Raw genomic sequence first — 15,712 nt, 5'->3', positions numbered from 1 at the left:
CAAGCCTATTCTGAAAGCCGGCCATTATAGCGTGCCGAGCCCCCCGAGAGGCAAGATAAGGGGTAAGACACCTAACCCGAGCAACCGCTGCGAGGAATTTCATGAAAGCCGTGCTTCTCGATGCCGCAACCCTTGGCGAGGATATCGATCTCGCCCCCCTGCGCGCCTGTGTGGATACGTTTGAAGTTCATGCCAGTACCCGACCGGAGGAATGCATCCCTCGTCTACATGAAGCCGAGATCGCCATTGTCAACAAGGTGGTGCTCGACGCCGAAGTGCTGGAATCATCACCCACCGTCAAGCTGATCTGCCTGACTGCTACCGGTACCGACAACGTCGATCTCGAGGCGGCGAAGCGTCTTGGCATCACGGTCAGAAACGTCAATGCTTACGGCACCGCGAGCGTCGCCCAGCACACCTTGATGCTGATGCTGGCCCTGGCCAATCGCTTGCCGCTGTATCAGCGGGACGTTCTGGCCGGACGCTGGAGCGAGAGTCCTTTCTTCTGTCTGATGGATCATCGCACCCTGCAACTGGCGGACAAGCAGTTGGTCATCGTCGGCCAGGGCGAGCTTGGCCAGGCGGTGGCGACACTGGCAGAAGCCTTCGGCATGCGGGTCAGCTTTGCCGCACGACCGGGAGGCAAGGGTCAAGATAGCCGCCCGACGCTCGTGGAACTGGCGCCCCAGGCGGATGTGATCAGCCTGCACTGCCCGCTTACCCAGTCAACCCGCCATCTGATCGATGCGGATCTGCTGGCGCGCCTGAAGCCTCAGGCGCTGCTGATCAACTGTGCCCGAGGCAGTATCGTCGATGAGCCTGCGGCGCTTGGAGCCCTTCAGGCGGGCCGGCTCGGCGGTTTGGGGGTTGACACCCTGCCCCAGGAGCCGCCGCCCAGAGATCACCCGCTACTCAGAGCATTGCGCGATCATCAGGATGCGCCCTTGAATCTGATCGTGACGCCTCACAACGCCTGGATTTCCCCGGAGGCCCGAGCCAGTGTGGTCAGGCTCACCGTAGATAACATACGCAGCTGGCAGGATGCCGACCATGCGCACTGATAAGCCCCTTCTCTACAATCTCGGCTCGATCAATATCGATCATGTCTATCGGGTGCCCCATCTGGTGCGCCCCGGTGAAACCTTGAGCAGCACCGACTTTCAGCAGGTACTGGGAGGCAAGGGCGCCAATCAGTCACTGGCTATGGCGCGGGCCGGCGGCCGGGTCCAGCACTGGGGGCGCCTTGGCAGCATGGATCGCTGGGCGCTGGAGATTCTCGTTTCTTCCGGCGTCGATACCAGCGCCGTGGAACTGGCCAGCGAGCCCAGCGGTCATGCGCTGATTCAGGTGGACGACCAGGGCGAGAACGCGATCATTCTCTTTCCCGGCGCCAATCACGGCTTCAACGAAGCTACGCTAGGCTCACTGATCGAGAATGCACAGCTTGGCGGCTGGCTTGTGCTGCAGAACGAATGCAACGGCCTGGATAGCGCTCTGCGCCAGGCGGCGGCTCGCGGGCTACAGGTCGCCTTCAATCCGGCGCCTATGGATGCCAAGGTACAAGATTTGCCGCTGGAGCACTGCCGACTGCTGTTCATCAATCGCGGCGAGGCAGCGAGTCTGACGGGTCTGCCTTGGGACAGCGATGCCGACGCCCTGCTCGACAGGCTGGCAAAGCGCCTGCCGGAGACGGAACTGGTGTTGACCCTTGGCGTGGATGGGGTGTGTCATCACTATCGGGAACAACGCTTGTGCCTACCGGCGCATTCTGTCCAAGTGGTGGATACCACCGCCGCCGGGGATACCTTTATCGGCTACTTTATGGCAGACAGACAAGCCGGAGGCGATATCGAGAGTTCCTTGCAACGGGCGAGCGTCGCCGCTGCCCTAAGCGTACAGCGCACCGGCGCCGCCCCGAGCATTCCCTTGGCAACGGAAGTGGACGCGGCGCTGGCACAATGGCCCGGACTGTTCTTTTCAAGAACCTGATTTTCATCATTCAGGCGCCCTTTCACCAGCGCAAAAGTAAAAGGAGATCACCATGCGCGAATCCATCATCTTCGATACGGACCCGGGGGTAGACGACGCCCAGGCCATCGCCATTGCCCTGGCGCATCCGGATATCGAGCTACTGGGACTGACCACCACTTTCGGCAATGTCGAGGTCGAGACTGCTACCCAGAATGCCCTGCTGCTGAGTGAACTGGCGGATCAGCGAATTCCCGTCGCTCAAGGGGCAGCCGTCCCGCTGGTCAAGACGAAATATCCCGCGCCGGCGCATATCCACGGCGCCAACGGCCTGGGGGATATCGAGCTGCCGCGGGTGCAAGGCCGGGCGCTGGAGACAAGCGCCGCGCAATTTATCGTCGATACCATCGACGCGCGTCCTAACGAGGTCAGCCTGGTGGCGGTGGGTCCGCTGGGCAACCTGGCCGCCGCCCTGCAGCTCGATCCGACCATCGTCAAGCGGGTCAAGCGAGTGGTGGTCATGGGCGGTTCGATCAAGGAAGGCGGTAACGTCACCCCGGTGTCGGAAGCCAACATGTTCAACGACCCGCACGCGGCTTCTCGAGTATTAACGGCGGGCTGGCCGCTGACCCTGGTGGGGCTGGACGCCACCCATCGCTGTGTGCTGAGTCCAAAGGACATGGAAGCGATCGCCAAGGGTCAGGGCCGGCTTGGAGAAGTGCTCGCCGGCAGCTACGGGTTCTACAGCGACTTCTATCGCGAGTTTCTAGGTATCGACGGCTGCTGTCCCCACGACAGCTGTGCCTTGGCGTTTCTGATGAAGCCTGAGCTATTCACCACCGCGACCGGCCACCTGAGCGTGATCACCAACGGCGACGCGGAAGGACAGACCCTGTTCGCCCCCAAGGATCGCCCGTTCATCGACGAGCGTTGGTCGCGTAATCCGGAAGTCGATGTCTGCCTGGGCGCGGACGGCAAAGGGATCGTTCAGTGGATCGTCGATACGTTGAAATAACCGGTTGAGCGATAGAGACGGGATCAATAAGTCACGAAGTTGTCGCGGTCCCACCACCTTTCGTCCTGAACCTCGACATTAGATACCCGGGCCGCGCTCGGCCCTTGCCACAGCCATTGAATCAAGGCGTTGACCTTGCCGCTATCGCCACACAGCAGCACTTCAACACGTCCGTCCGCCAGATTGCGCGCCTCGCCGGTTACATTCTCCTGCAAGGCGCGCTCCTGAACCGCGCGGCGAAACCCGACACCCTGTACCTTGCCGCTGACCCAGATCCTGACGCATTTTTCAGTCATGAGGCATCTCCAGGCCTGATCAAATAAACGTATGTTCAAGATCGAGGTAGCCGCCGCTCTGTTCTCGAATGCTTCTGCCTTGAGCAATAATCTCGGAGGAGACATTCTGAAAATGCGGACGGCTCGCGATGGTATCGATCCACCGGGCGACTCGTGGATAGCCGGGAAGACGATAGCCAATCGCAATAATCTGATAGAGCTCGCAGACCATGGAAAGATCCGCCAGGGTAGAATGCTTACCGCCGCACAGGGTGATCGCCGAAGCGTCCTGATGTTTGAAGTGATGCTCCAGCAGCGCCAGTGAGGACTTCAAGCGCTCCTGCAGCGGCCTGATCCGGGTCTGCTGAAGTTCGTACTTGAGCATGGGCAGGGTCAGATGCAGATTCATGATGTCGTGGAACGTATCGTGGCAGCGAATATTACCGTGGTGCCATGCTAACCACTGATCGATCTTTGCCGCACGGCGGCTATCCTGCTCACCGGGATACCAGCATCGCGCCTTCTCCTGATTGTCCGCCTGGCGGCAGATATAACGTTGAATGGCGTGACTCTCGCCGAGGCGAAAATCCGCGTTCATGGCCGGGTCGTCATCGGCGGTTTCGAGCAGTGCCGGAATGGTCTTGAGCGCATTGATGCGCTCTGCAAACCAGGGCTCGCGGGCCTGACCGTTGGCGAAATCGACTTCGTGCCAGGTATAAGGCACGTCGAGTTCCCGCAGCAGTATTTCGACGGCGCGGCAGGGCTGGGACAGACGGTTCGCATATAAAGTCAAATTCATTTTTCGAAGCTAGCATGACGTTTCAAGACGGTCCAACACTTGACGATCTATTTCAATGAAACACACTTCTAGAACCGACTTTATTCGTTCAGGCTGCTCTTCACTGATGTCCCTTGGATAGCCTTTTCTCATGGCCGTATCATGAGGCTGAAAACGAATCATGAACAGGCTTCAAGGCAAGTGGTGTTAGCACACTCGTAAAGGTCAATTGGTGTATAAGGAGCTTTTCATGAACATCTTCACTCATGCGGATTTTGATCATCACGAGCAGGTAGTATTCGGCAGCGACGAAGCCAGCGGCTTGAAAGCCATCATCGCCATTCACAATACCCGGCTCGGCCCGGCCCTGGGCGGACTGCGTATCTACCCCTACGCCAGTGAAGAGGACGCGCTCAGCGACGTGCTGCGCCTGTCCCGGGGCATGACCTACAAGTCCGCCCTGGCGAATCTGTCCTTGGGAGGCGGCAAGGCGGTGATCATCGCGGATCCGCGCCGCGACAAGACGCCGGAACTGTTACGCGCCCTGGGGCGACTGGTGGATTCCCTGGGCGGGCGCTACATCACCGCGGAGGATTCCGGCACCAGTGAAGCGGACATGCGGGTGATCGCCGAGGAGACTGCCTGGGTCAGCGGCATTCGCCAAGCCACGGAGGAGTCCGGCGATCCCTCGCCCTTTACCGCTCACGGCGTATTCATCGCGCTGCGCTGCGCGGTGCGCCACCGCCTGGGACGAGACGATCTCAGCGGTTTGAGGGTCGCCATTCAGGGCGTCGGCCACGTGGGGGCGGAACTCGCAAGGCGACTCAAGGAAGCCGGCGCGGAACTGGTACTGGCGGACGTGAACCCTGAAAACGTCGATGCCCTCGCCCGAGAACTCGATGCCCGGGTATTTTCTCCCGACGAGATACTGGAGGCGGAAGTCGATGTGCTGGCGCCCTGCGCCCTGGGCGGCGCTTTGAACGAAGCAGTTTGCGAGCGTCTCAAGGCCAAGGTGATCGCCGGGGCCGCCAACAATCAGTTGGCGACGCCAGAGAGCGGCGAAATACTTCATCGTCGCGGCATTCTTTACACGCCGGATTATGTCGCCAACGCCGGTGGCGTCATCGAGATCGCCTTTCAGCGCCAGAAGGACTATCGCCGTGCGGATGTCCTCGCGCATATCGAGGGGATCGAAGCCACGCTGGATGAAATCTTCCTGCGATCACAGCGGGAGGAACGCTCCCCCGCCTGGATCGCCGATCGGCTGGCGGAAGAGCGTTTTCGCGATTAACGCGTGCTGTCTCTGGTTATCTGGTCGTTGCTGGTCGTCTGATCGCTTGCGGTCATGTCATCGGTGCCGTTCGCCTGGACGATTTCTCGAGTGACCAGCTCCTGCTTGACCACCACCGCGGTATTGCGAGGCCTGATCTTCTTGCCTCTTGCCAGTAGATGACACTTGGTGAAGGCGGCGCCGAACAGCAGGATCAGCGACGAATAGTAGACCCACAGCAGAATCAGCACCACGGAACCGGCGGCGCCATAGGTGGAGGCGGTGGCGGTGTAGGCGAGATAAGCGGCGATGCCGTAGCGGCCGATGGCGAAGAGCACCGCGGTGACAATGGCGCCGATCAGCACGTCCTTCCAGCTCAGCACCACGTCCGGCAGTATCTTGAAGATGGCGGCAAACAGTGCGGCAATGACCGCCAGTGACAGCAGGAATTCGGTGCTGCCGGCAATCATGCCGACCGCGGGCACGATGTTCTGGGCCTGGTTGAGAATCGTCCGCAGCACGACGCCGGCCACCAGCGATACCAGCATGATGAAACCGATGGATACCACTACAGCCAGGGACAGCACGCGAGATTTAAGAAAGATAAGCGCGCTGTTGCCGGTAGGCTTGGGCACCACGCCCCAGATGGTATTGAGAGAAAACTGCATCTGGGCGAACACTGTCGTCGCGCCGATCAATAGGGCGCCGACGCCGAATAGGGTAGGAAAGATACCGGATTCCTCGATACGCGATTGCGCCACCGCATTTTGAATGGCCTGAGCGGCGTCGGTGCCGATGGTGTCTTGCAGTTGGGCGACGATCTGACCCTGGGCCGCGTTTTCACCCAATACCAGTCCAATCACGGTTACCGCAATGATGATGGTCGGTGCGAGAGAAAAAAGAGTATAGAACGCCAGCGAGCCGGCATAACTGAAGGCATTGCGCTCGAGCCACAGGGCGATCGAATTCTGCAGAATCTTCCACCAGTAGCGTATTGTATTCTTGATCATTCAATTTCCTCGTGGCCCTGAATCGTTAGGTAGAGCATAGCTGAAACGCTTAGGGGAATGGCAGCAAGGAGCCCGCATGGCACAGGGATCGGATCGCGACATGTTGCGGCGCAATCTTTCACACAGGCAACAGTCCGAGGTCGACTTCGACTGTCTAGTCTTTATCGGGCGCTTCCAGCCGCCTCATCTCGGCCACCTGGCGGTCATTCGCGAGGCGCTGAAACGTGCGCGCCAGGTGATCGTCCTGATCGGCTCCGCCTGGCAGGCGCGCTCCTTGCGCAATCCCTGGCACTTCGAGGAGCGCCGGGCCATGCTGCGGGGCTGCTTCGACCGCGAGGATAACCGGCGTCTCGAGATCGAACCCTTGCTGGATGCGCTTTACAACGACGACGTCTGGGTGCGGGACGTACAGCGCAAGGTGCGCGATATCGCGACGCCGCACCAGGGAAAGCTGCCGCGCATTGCCCTGATCGGCGCCGGACACGGCCAGTCCAGCTATTATCTGACTCTGTTTCCCCAATGGGAGTCCGTCAGCGCGCCTTTGGTCGAGGGCATCTCCGCAAGTCATATCCGCGAGCGCCTGTTCCGTTCCGGCGCCTCGGCGCTAGATTATCTCTCCACCAACGCGGCTCACGATCTTCCTCCCAGCGTACTGGAAACGCTGAAGCCCTTCGTCGATAGCGCGTTCTATCATCAACTGCTGGAAGAACAACATCTGCTCGAACAGTATCACCGGGCCTGGGCGAAGGCGCCCTATCCGCCAATATTCATCACCGTCAACGCGGTAGTCGTGCAATCCGGCCATGTGCTGCTGGTCAAGCGCACCGCCGCGCCGGGAAAGGGCCTGCTGGCGTTGCCCGGGGGCTTCATCAATCCGCACGAACGCTTGCTGGATGCCTGCCTGAGAGAGCTGCGGGAGCGAATACGACTGAAGGTGCCGGAAGCGGTATTGAAAGGATCCCTGCGGGATCAGCGTCTCTTCGACGAGCCACATCGCAGCTGGCGCGGTCGCACCCTGACGGAAGCCTTCTATTTCGCCCTGCGGCCGGAACAGCAGCTCCCCCAACTGAAGGCGGCGCGGGGCGGTGATCGACCGCGCTGGGTTGCCCTGGCGGATCTCGAGCCGGAAAGCCTGTTCGAGGATCACTTCTTTGTCATCCAGAACTTTCTCGGCCTGCCCACGGGTTTCAGCGGTGTCTAGGCTTCGAGAAAGTCCCTCGGCAGCTTCATCATCTGCCGCCACAGCTTCTCGACTCCCGGCTTGTGCACCAGGGAGCAGCGATACAGGCGGATCTCAAGGGGGATATCCCACTGCTCGCCGCCCGCCCGCACCAGCTTGCCGTTGGCGAGTTCCTCGCGAATGCAGAAGTCCGGGATCCAGGCCATGCCCATGCCCTGCAGCACCATGCCCTTCAGGCCTTCCGCCATGGCGGTTTCGTAAACCGTGCGCAGCCGCAGGCGCAGCGGATCGTTCTTGAGCAGCATGCGCACGCTGCGCCCCAGAAAAGCGCCTTGGGTATAAGCGAGGAAGGGAATCGAGTCCTCCCCTTCCAGGGTAAAACGCGGGTTTCCCTGTGCATCGGGAAGCGATACCGGAAACATCTTGACCTGGCCGATGGAAAAGGACGGAAAGACTTCCGCATCGAGCTGCATGGTGGCGTAGGGATCGTAGTAGCCCAGCATCAGGTCGCAGTTGCCTTCCCTGAGCACATGGATAGCATCTCCTACGTTCATCGCCACCAGGCGGGTCGGCAGTTCGCCGATTCCCTTCTGCAGCCGGGAAATCCAGGGAGGATAAAACGCCAGTGCCAGGGAGTGGGCCGCGACGATATCCAGCGCCTCGTTGGCCATGGCCAGACCGCGTAGATGACCCAGGCACTCGTTCAGCTGCTCCACGAGATTGCGCGCGGTAACGAGAAATATCTGCCCTTCCGAGGTCAAGCCGATCGGTGTCGTGGAGCGATCCACCAGGGTGGTGCCGATCGCCTGCTCGAGGGAGCGAATGCGGCGGCTGAAGGCGGGCTGAGTGACATGACGCTGGCGCGCGGAGGCGGAAAAGCTGCGCGTGTTGGCCAGGGCGACGAAGTCCTCCAGCCATTTGGTTTCAAGATTCAACACGATCCCTTTTGATTAGCCGCGAATGCCTATTGAATCGGCGACAATAGATACGCCGCCCGGGAGGTGAGCTTACGCCACATGGGACGATCGTAAAGCTCCTGTATCTCGATACGCCGACAGTGAGCAAAATCATTCAGCAGCATCTTGTGCACCTCCTTGGCAAAATTCTCGTCCGGCAGGAAAGCGGTGATTTCGAAATTCAATCGAAAGGAACGATTGTCGAGATTCACCGTGCCTACGCTGGCACAGTCGTCGTCGATCAGCATCACTTTCTGGTGCAGGAATCCAGGTTGATAGCGATAGACCTTGACGCCGGCCTGCAGCATGTCCGGCAGGAAAGCGAAGGCGGAGAGAAAGACCAGCAGGTGATCCGGACGCTCGGGAATCATGATACGCACGTCCACCCCGCGCATGGCCGCCAGACGCAAAGCGTCCTGCACGCTACGATCCGGCACGAAATAGGGGCTGGTCAGCCATAATCGCCACTCGGCGCTGTGAATGGCCTGCTGCACCATCAGACTGGCGGTCTCCTGGGGATCCGCGGGACCTGAAGGCACGATCACCACATCGTGGCACTCGTCGCAGGTGCTTTTCGGCTCCCAGTCCAAGGACAGCACGTGATTCGTGGCCCAGTGCCAGTCTTCCCAGAACGCCTCCTGCAGCCCCAGGACGCTGGGACCGGTCAGCTTGAGATGGGTATCCCGCCAGGGTCCGAAACGCGGATCCTGGCCGAGATATTCCACGCCGACGTTGAATCCGCCCAGCCAGCCTTCCCGGCCGTCCACTACGGTGACCTTGCGATGATTGCGGAAATTCAACTGAAACCGATGGCGTATCAGGGAGGAGTTGAACGCACTGACCTCGATGCCGGCTTCCGCCAGATCGAACAGGTAGCCCTCCCCCAGCTTGCGGCTGCCCACTTCGTCGTAAAGGAAATAGACCCGCACGCCCCGCTCCGCGGCCTGCTGCAAATGCCGCTTGAGTTCAAGGCCCAGTGCGTCTCGGCGCACGATGAAGAACTGCATGAGAATGTATTCTTCTGCCCGATCGATACCATCGAAAAGACTGGTAAAAGTGGCGTCCCCATCGATCAGCAGTTCCGCGCGGTTGCCGCTGGTCAAGGGCATCAAGGCCAGCTGCTCGATGGCACGTATTTCGCCTTTTTTGGCTTTCGCCAGATAGGGTTCGCTGAGCGGACGATAGCGCGTCAGGACACGGCGCAGCACCGTGTCCCGCTCGCCCCGGGATGACACATAACCCAGGAAGCGCGGCCTGCCGAAGACCCAGAAGGCAGGAACCGCCAGGTAGGGAAACGTCGTCAACGAGATGATCCAGGCAATCGCTCCTTGGGACGTGCGGCTGGACATCAACGCCAGTATCGCCGACAGCACGCCGAGCAGATGGATCAGAAAGATGGCTAGTCCCAATACCGCGGAGGTCATCGTTTATGTCTCACGCAATATACCATCGGGTCATGCACGCTCTGCAATGATCGCCTGCCATCTAGCGGGGCCAATGCGATGCACGGATTCGCCCTCGCTGTTCACGGCAACGGTAACCGGCATGTCTTCCACCTCGAATTCATAGATCGCCTCCATGCCCAGATCCTCGAAGCCGACCACCCGAGCCGCCTTGATCGCCTGGGCTACCAGGTAGGCGGCGCCGCCCACCGCCATCAGATAGACTGCCTGATTGTCGCGAATCGCCTCGATGGCCGTCGGACCGCGCTCCGCCTTGCCTACCATCCCCAGCAGGCCGGTCTGCTCCAGCATGGTACGGGTGAACTTGTCCATGCGGGTGGCGGTGGTGGGCCCCGCGGGTCCCACCACTTCATCGCCTACCGGATCTACCGGACCCACGTAGTAGATGAAGCGTCCGGTCAGATCCACCGGCAAGGGTTCGCCCTTGGCAAGCATATCGGTCATGCGCTTGTGGGCGGCGTCACGACCGGTCAGCAGCTTGCCATTAAGCAACAGGGTATCGCCGGGCTGCCAGGTCCTGACCTCTTCCGGGGTGACGCTGTCGAGGTCGACGCGTTTGACGTTACCGCCGGCCTGTCGAGTGATTTCCGGCCAGTCCTCGAGTCTAGGCACCGGCAGGCTGGCCGGCCCGCTGCCGTCGAGGGTGAAGTGAACGTGCCGAGTGGCAGCGCAGTTGGGAATGATCGCCACCGGCTTGTTGGCAGCGTGAGTCGGATAATCCTTGACCTTGATATCCAGCACCGTGGTCAGGCCGCCCAACCCCTGTGCGCCGATGCCGCTGCGGTTGACCTTGTCGAACAGTTCCAGACGCAGTTCCTCGGCGCGATTCGCTGCCCCGCGGGCCTGAAGCTCCTGAATGTCGATGGGATCGAGCAGCGATTCCTTGGCGAGCTGCATGGCCTTTTCCGCGGTACCGCCGATGCCGATGCCCAGCATGCCCGGTGGACACCAGCCTGCCCCCATTCTGGGCAGTTGCTCCAGCACCCAATCCACCACCGAATCCGACGGATTGAGCATGGCGAACTTGGATTTCGCCTCGCTCCCACCGCCCTTGGCGGCCACATGAACCTCGACCTCATCGCCGAGCACCAGCTTGTGGTGAATGACCGCCGGCGTATTATCCCGGGTATTCGCGCGCTTGCCGTCCGGGTCCGCCAGTACCGAGGCCCGCAGTACGTTATCCGGACGCCGATAAGCGCGCCGCACTCCCTCGTTGATCATGTCGTCGAGGCTCATGTCCGCGTCGAAGCGTACGTTCATGCCGACATTGACGAAAACCGTGACGATACCCGTATCCTGGCAGATGGGACGATGCCCGGTGGCGCACATGCGCGAATTGATCAGAATCTGGGCGATGGCGTCCTTGGCGGCGGGATTCTCTTCCCGCTGGTAGGCGCCGTGCATCGCATCGATAAAGTCCTTGGGGTGATAGTAAGAGATGTACTGCAAGGCATCTTCGACGCTTTGAATCAGATCGTCCTGGCGAATCACGGTCATGAGGGCAAAGGCTCCCTAGGGGTGGCGATCGAGCCCAGGCATGTCAGGTGGCCGTCCGGCTCGGGTGGCGTCAAATGATAGCGTAAATCCATCGTTTCGGCAGCCGGCCATGAGGTACAGCTCATGAGAGCCACGGCGAAATCGTTTATTCTAGACCTAGCAGGAGGCGATCCCGCTGTTTGAACAAGGAGAGATAAATGTACAAAAGCCCGTTCGTTATCGTGTCTCTTGTCAGCCTGGCCGTATTGGTGGCTCTGGGCCTGATCTGGCACTGGGTGCTGTATCTGCTGGTAGTGTGGGCCCTGCTCGTGGGGATCGGGATTTACGACATGCTTTCGCGGTCCAATGTGCTCAACAACTATCCGGTGATCGGCCATTTTCGCTACATGCTGGAGTTCGTGCGTCCGGAACTGCGGCAATATTTCTTCGAGTCGGAATTCAGCGGTCGTCCCTTCAATCGCGCGCAGCGCACCCTGATCGAAGCACGAGCCGATAACAAGTCCGATTCTTCCCCTTTCGGCACGCTACGCGATTTCGGTGCCGCAGGTTTCAACTACACGGAGCACAGTCTGGCGCCCAAGACAGTGCCCGAAGAAGTCATGCGCGTTCGTGTCGGCGGGTCTCAATGCAGCAAGCCCTACCTGGCCTCGCGGCTGAATATTTCTGCCATGAGTTTCGGCTCGCTTTCTTCCACCGCGGTAATGGCCATGAACCTGGGAGCCAAGCGCGGCAACTTCGCTCACAACACCGGCGAAGGAGCGATCAGCCCTTATCACGAGCGCCACGGCGGCGACCTGATCTGGGAGATCGGCACCGCTTATTTCGGCTGTCGGAACAAGAATGGTCGATTCGACGCGAAAACCTTCAAGGAAAAAGCCCGGCAAGACCAGGTCAAGATGATCGAGCTCAAGCTCTCCCAGGGGGCCAAGCCCGCCCATGGGGGCTTGCTGCCGGCGGCGAAGGTCAATCAGGAGATCGCCGACACCCGTCAGATCGCCGTAGGGGAAGACTGTCAATCCCCTGCCAGCCATCCGGAGTTCGACACGCCTATCGGCCTGCTGGAGTTCATCGTGCATTTGCGAGAGCTGTGCGGCGGCAAGCCGGTGGGCATGAAGATGTGCCTGGGCAAGCGCAGCGAGTTTCTGAGCATCTGCAAGGCCATGCTGGAAACCGGCATTCGCCCGGACTTCATCACCATCGATGGCGCGGAGGGTGGCACCGGCGCGGCGCCCCAGGAGTTTTCCGACAGCCTCGGCAACTATATCAACGAAGCCCTGCCCTTCGTTCATCAGTCCCTGATCGGTACCGGCCTGCGGGACGATCTGCGCCTGATCGCCAGCGGCAAGGTGGCGCTGGGGTTCGATCTGGTGACCAAGGCCGCCTTGGGCGCGGACATGTTCAACGCCGCCCGGCCCTTCATGTTTTCCGTGGGCTGCATTCAGGCAAGGCGCTGTCATACCAACAAGTGTCCCACCGGGGTAACGAGCCAGGACCCCAGGCGCAACAAGGCCATCGACGTGGATCACAAGGCCTGGCGGGTCAAGCACTATCAGGAAAATACCCTGAAGGCGTTTCGCGAACTGACCGGGGCCATGGGGGTCGATCATCCGAGCAAGCTGGTTCCGGACATGATCTATCATCGCAATGAATATGCCAGAGCCGTCCCGCTCAGCCTGCCGATGGAACCGCTAGAACCGCGTCAGCTGCTCGATGGTCATATTCCCGAATCCTACCGGGTACTATGGGAGGCGGCCAGCGCGGAGCGTTTTTGACCCGCGATCAGCCCAGGGCCAGGCGGCTGTCCTTGATCTTCTGAAGCCGGTCGCGCAGCTCCGCGGCCTCTTCGAACTCGAGGTTCTGCGCCGCTTCGAACATGGCGTCTTCCAGGCGGCCGATCTCCTTGTCCAGCGCCTTGGGATCGAGCAGATCAAGCTTTTCATAGCCCGCCTGGGGCTCCGCCACCTTGCGCTCGCTGCGCTTGCGATTGCCCTTCTTGCCCGGCGTCTGGGCGCCCTCCAAGATATCCGCCACGGACTTGGTCACGGTGCGCGGCGTGATGCCATGCTCTTTGTTGAAGGCGATCTGCTTGGCCCGGCGGCGCTCCGTCTCGTCGATGGCCCGGCGCATGGAATCCGTCACTCGATCACCGTAGAGAATCGCCTTGCCGTTGGCGTTACGGGCCGCGCGGCCGATGGTCTGAATCAGGGAGCGCTCGGAACGCAGGAAGCCTTCCTTGTCCGCATCGAGAATCGCCACCAGAGACACTTCCGGGATATCCAGCCCTTCTCGCAGCAGGTTGATACCCACCAGCACGTCGAACTTGCCCAGACGCAGATCGCGAATGATCTCGACCCGCTCCACGGTATCGATATCCGAGTGCAAATAGCGGACTCGAACGTCCTGTTCGTCCAGATATTCGGTGAGGTCCTCTGCCATGCGCTTGGTCAGAGTAGTGACCAGCACCCGCTCACCGACGGCGGTGCGGGCGCGCACCTCCGAAAGCAGATCGTCCACCTGGGTGGTGGCGGGACGCACCTCGATCTGTGGGTCCACCAGACCGGTAGGACGTACCACCTGCTCGACGATTTGTCCCGCGTGCTCTGCCTCGTAAGGTCCGGGCGTGGCGGAGACGAACACCGTCTGGGGGCAGATGCTCTCCCATTCCTCGAAGGTCATGGGGCGGTTGTCCAGCGCCGAGGGCAGCCGGAAGCCGTATTCCACCAAGGTTTCTTTGCGGGAACGGTCGCCACGATACATGCCGCCCACCTGGGGTACGCTGACGTGGGACTCGTCGATCACCAGCAAGGCGTCCGACGGCAGGTAGTCGAAGAAGGTCGGCGGCGGCTCTCCCGGCGCGCGACCGGACAGATAGCGTGAATAGTTTTCGATGCCGTTGCAGTAGCCCAGTTCGTGCATCATCTCGATATCGTAAAGGGTACGCTGTTCCAGGCGCTGCGCCTCGACCAGCTTGTCATGTTTGCGAAGCCAGTCCAGACGTTCCGTCAGTTCTGTCTTGATGTTTTCCGCCGCTGCGAGAATGGTATCCCGCGGTGTGACGTAGTGGCTCTTGGGATAGACGGTATAACGCGGCGCCTTGCCAAAGATCTCGCCGGTCAGGGGGTCGAACAGGCTGATTGAATCGATTTCGTCGTCGAACAGTTCGACCCTCACCGCCTGATCCTCCTCGTCCGCGGGAAAGATATCGATGACATCGCCGCGCACTCGATAGGTGCCGCGACGGAAATCCATGTCGTTGCGAGTGTACTGCAGTTCCGCCAGGCGACGCAGGAAGCTGCGCTGGTCAATTAGTTCGCCGCGGTTGAAGTGCAGGCGCATCTTCAGGTACTGATCCGGGTCCCCCAGGCCGTAGATGGCGGATACGGACACCACAATCAATGCATCGCGGCGTTCCAGCAGGGCCTTGGTGGCGGAAAGACGCATCTGCTCGATATGGTCGTTGATCGAGGCGTCCTTTTCGATGAAGGTATCCGAAGAAGGCACATAGGCTTCTGGCTGGTAGTAGTCGTAGTAGGAAACGAAATACTCCACGGCGTTATCCGGAAAGAATGCCTTGAACTCTCCGTAGAGCTGTGCCGCAAGGGTTTTGTTCGGTGCCATGACGATGGTAGGCCGTTGCACCTGTTCCACAACGTTTGCCATGGTAAAAGTCTTACCCGACCCTGTAACACCGAGTAACGTCTGATGAGTAAGTCCTGCATCAAGTCCTTTGATGATACTTTCTATGGCCTTGGGTTGATCGCCTGCCGGTTGAAATTTGGACTTCAGTTCAAACAGTTTATCCATTGCATTCTCTAAATTTCATATAAGATAACGGTATAAATATTATCTTTGCTACAGCTTGTGCCTTTTCGGAACGATATTTACAGGCCATTCGATACCAATACGCTGCAGCAGTTCAGTGTCTCGTTCGCTGATGAGTAGAGTGGACATGTCACTGCACTTCCACGCCCAGTTTCTTCACGGCTTCGACCAAGGCTTCCCGGCGCACGCGACCTTCAACTTCCGCCCCATGACGGCCGACTTCCGCGCTATCTACACCCTCTACCATCATCAGTGCCGTGGTAATGCGATTGATCAACTCGGCGCTGTCGACTCCCTTGAAGGTCAGAGATACCCGACTCATAAAAACTCTTCTTGTTGAATGATGTTCAGAAAGATCGACCATTCACATTATAGGATTTCACAGCTTCCCTGACAGGAAAGAACACTATAGGCAAAGAAAACTACCAGGATAACGCTAAAGAGTCGGTCCCAGTCTAGTGACCTGCCTTGCAATCGA

Annotated in this window: 14 protein-coding genes; 6 read left to right on the top strand and 8 right to left on the bottom strand. The window is 59.9% G+C overall.

Features of this window, described 5'->3' with window-relative positions; all coding sequences use genetic code 11:
- Positions 1-101: 101 nt before the first annotated feature.
- Genes FGL86_RS13230 through FGL86_RS13220 form a run of 3 tightly spaced genes read left to right on the top strand, consistent with a single transcriptional unit; the run spans position 102 to position 2,983 of the window.
- Entirely contained in the window at positions 102-1,061 is a 960-nt protein-coding gene (locus FGL86_RS13230) for a D-2-hydroxyacid dehydrogenase (protein WP_147184987.1), read from the top strand.
- The gene (locus FGL86_RS13225) at positions 1,051-1,989 is read left to right on the top strand and encodes a ribokinase (protein WP_147184986.1); all 939 of its coding nucleotides are present in this window, start codon (positions 1,051-1,053) and stop codon (positions 1,987-1,989) included. The genes FGL86_RS13230 and FGL86_RS13225 overlap by 11 nt, the downstream gene beginning before the upstream one ends.
- 52 nt (positions 1,990-2,041) lie before the next feature.
- Complete coding sequence (locus FGL86_RS13220) at positions 2,042-2,983, top strand: nucleoside hydrolase (RefSeq protein ID WP_147184985.1); 942 nt, start codon at positions 2,042-2,044, stop codon at positions 2,981-2,983.
- Positions 2,984-3,006: 23 nt separating this feature from the next.
- On the opposite strand, the gene yccX is transcribed toward FGL86_RS13220, so the two are convergent.
- Together yccX and FGL86_RS13210 are read right to left on the bottom strand one after the other, a co-directional pair.
- The gene (gene yccX / locus FGL86_RS13215) at positions 3,007-3,279 is read right to left on the bottom strand and encodes an acylphosphatase (protein ID WP_147184984.1); all 273 of its coding nucleotides are present in this window, start codon (positions 3,277-3,279) and stop codon (positions 3,007-3,009) included.
- A gap of 19 nt (positions 3,280-3,298) precedes the next feature.
- Positions 3,299-4,057, bottom strand: coding sequence for a glutathione S-transferase family protein (locus FGL86_RS13210; RefSeq protein ID WP_147184983.1), 759 nt, complete (start codon positions 4,055-4,057; stop codon positions 3,299-3,301).
- Between the two features lie 229 nt (positions 4,058-4,286).
- Between FGL86_RS13210 and FGL86_RS13205 the strand changes: the two genes are divergently transcribed.
- The gene (locus FGL86_RS13205; RefSeq protein ID WP_147184982.1) at positions 4,287-5,327 is read left to right on the top strand and encodes a Glu/Leu/Phe/Val family dehydrogenase; all 1,041 of its coding nucleotides are present in this window, start codon (positions 4,287-4,289) and stop codon (positions 5,325-5,327) included.
- Here FGL86_RS13205 and FGL86_RS13200 read toward each other — a convergent pair.
- On the bottom strand, positions 5,324-6,316 hold the full coding sequence (locus FGL86_RS13200; protein ID WP_147184981.1) for a YihY/virulence factor BrkB family protein: 993 nt from the start codon (positions 6,314-6,316) through the stop codon (positions 5,324-5,326). The genes FGL86_RS13205 and FGL86_RS13200 overlap by 4 nt on opposite strands.
- A 100-nt stretch (positions 6,317-6,416) precedes the next feature.
- Between FGL86_RS13200 and FGL86_RS13195 the strand changes: the two genes are divergently transcribed.
- On the top strand, positions 6,417-7,517 hold the full coding sequence (locus tag FGL86_RS13195; RefSeq protein ID WP_147186202.1) for a bifunctional nicotinamide-nucleotide adenylyltransferase/Nudix hydroxylase: 1,101 nt from the start codon (positions 6,417-6,419) through the stop codon (positions 7,515-7,517).
- Here the strand turns inward: FGL86_RS13195 and FGL86_RS13190 are convergent.
- The 3 genes from FGL86_RS13190 to FGL86_RS13180 are packed head-to-tail and all read right to left on the bottom strand — an operon-like array spanning position 7,514 to position 11,412.
- Entirely contained in the window at positions 7,514-8,431 is a 918-nt protein-coding gene (locus FGL86_RS13190; protein ID WP_147184980.1) for a LysR substrate-binding domain-containing protein, read from the bottom strand. The genes FGL86_RS13195 and FGL86_RS13190 overlap by 4 nt on opposite strands.
- Before the next feature lie 29 nt (positions 8,432-8,460).
- On the bottom strand, positions 8,461-9,876 hold the full coding sequence (gene cls / locus FGL86_RS13185; protein WP_147184979.1) for a cardiolipin synthase: 1,416 nt from the start codon (positions 9,874-9,876) through the stop codon (positions 8,461-8,463).
- A gap of 30 nt (positions 9,877-9,906) precedes the next feature.
- Positions 9,907-11,412, bottom strand: a complete 1,506-nt coding sequence (locus FGL86_RS13180; RefSeq protein ID WP_147184978.1) for a fumarate hydratase — start codon at positions 11,410-11,412, stop codon at positions 9,907-9,909.
- A 197-nt stretch (positions 11,413-11,609) separates the two neighbouring features.
- Here FGL86_RS13180 and FGL86_RS13175 point away from each other — a divergent pair, with 197 nt between their 5' ends.
- The gene (locus FGL86_RS13175; RefSeq protein WP_147184977.1) at positions 11,610-13,184 is read left to right on the top strand and encodes an FMN-binding glutamate synthase family protein; all 1,575 of its coding nucleotides are present in this window, start codon (positions 11,610-11,612) and stop codon (positions 13,182-13,184) included.
- Positions 13,185-13,191: 7 nt separating this feature from the next.
- Here the strand turns inward: FGL86_RS13175 and uvrB are convergent, their stop codons facing one another.
- On the bottom strand, positions 13,192-15,216 hold the full coding sequence (gene uvrB, locus FGL86_RS13170; protein ID WP_147184976.1) for an excinuclease ABC subunit UvrB: 2,025 nt from the start codon (positions 15,214-15,216) through the stop codon (positions 13,192-13,194).
- Positions 15,217-15,364: 148 nt separating this feature from the next.
- Positions 15,365-15,556, bottom strand: coding sequence for a hypothetical protein (locus tag FGL86_RS13165; protein ID WP_147184975.1), 192 nt, complete (start codon positions 15,554-15,556; stop codon positions 15,365-15,367).
- Between the last annotated feature and the right edge of the window lie 156 nt (positions 15,557-15,712).

The sequence above is a fragment of the Pistricoccus aurantiacus genome (assembly GCF_007954585.1).
Classification (GTDB): domain Bacteria; phylum Pseudomonadota; class Gammaproteobacteria; order Pseudomonadales; family Halomonadaceae; genus Pistricoccus; species Pistricoccus aurantiacus.
The sequence above is the reverse complement of the archived record's forward strand: the minus strand, read 5'-3'. Positions and strand labels throughout refer to the sequence as shown.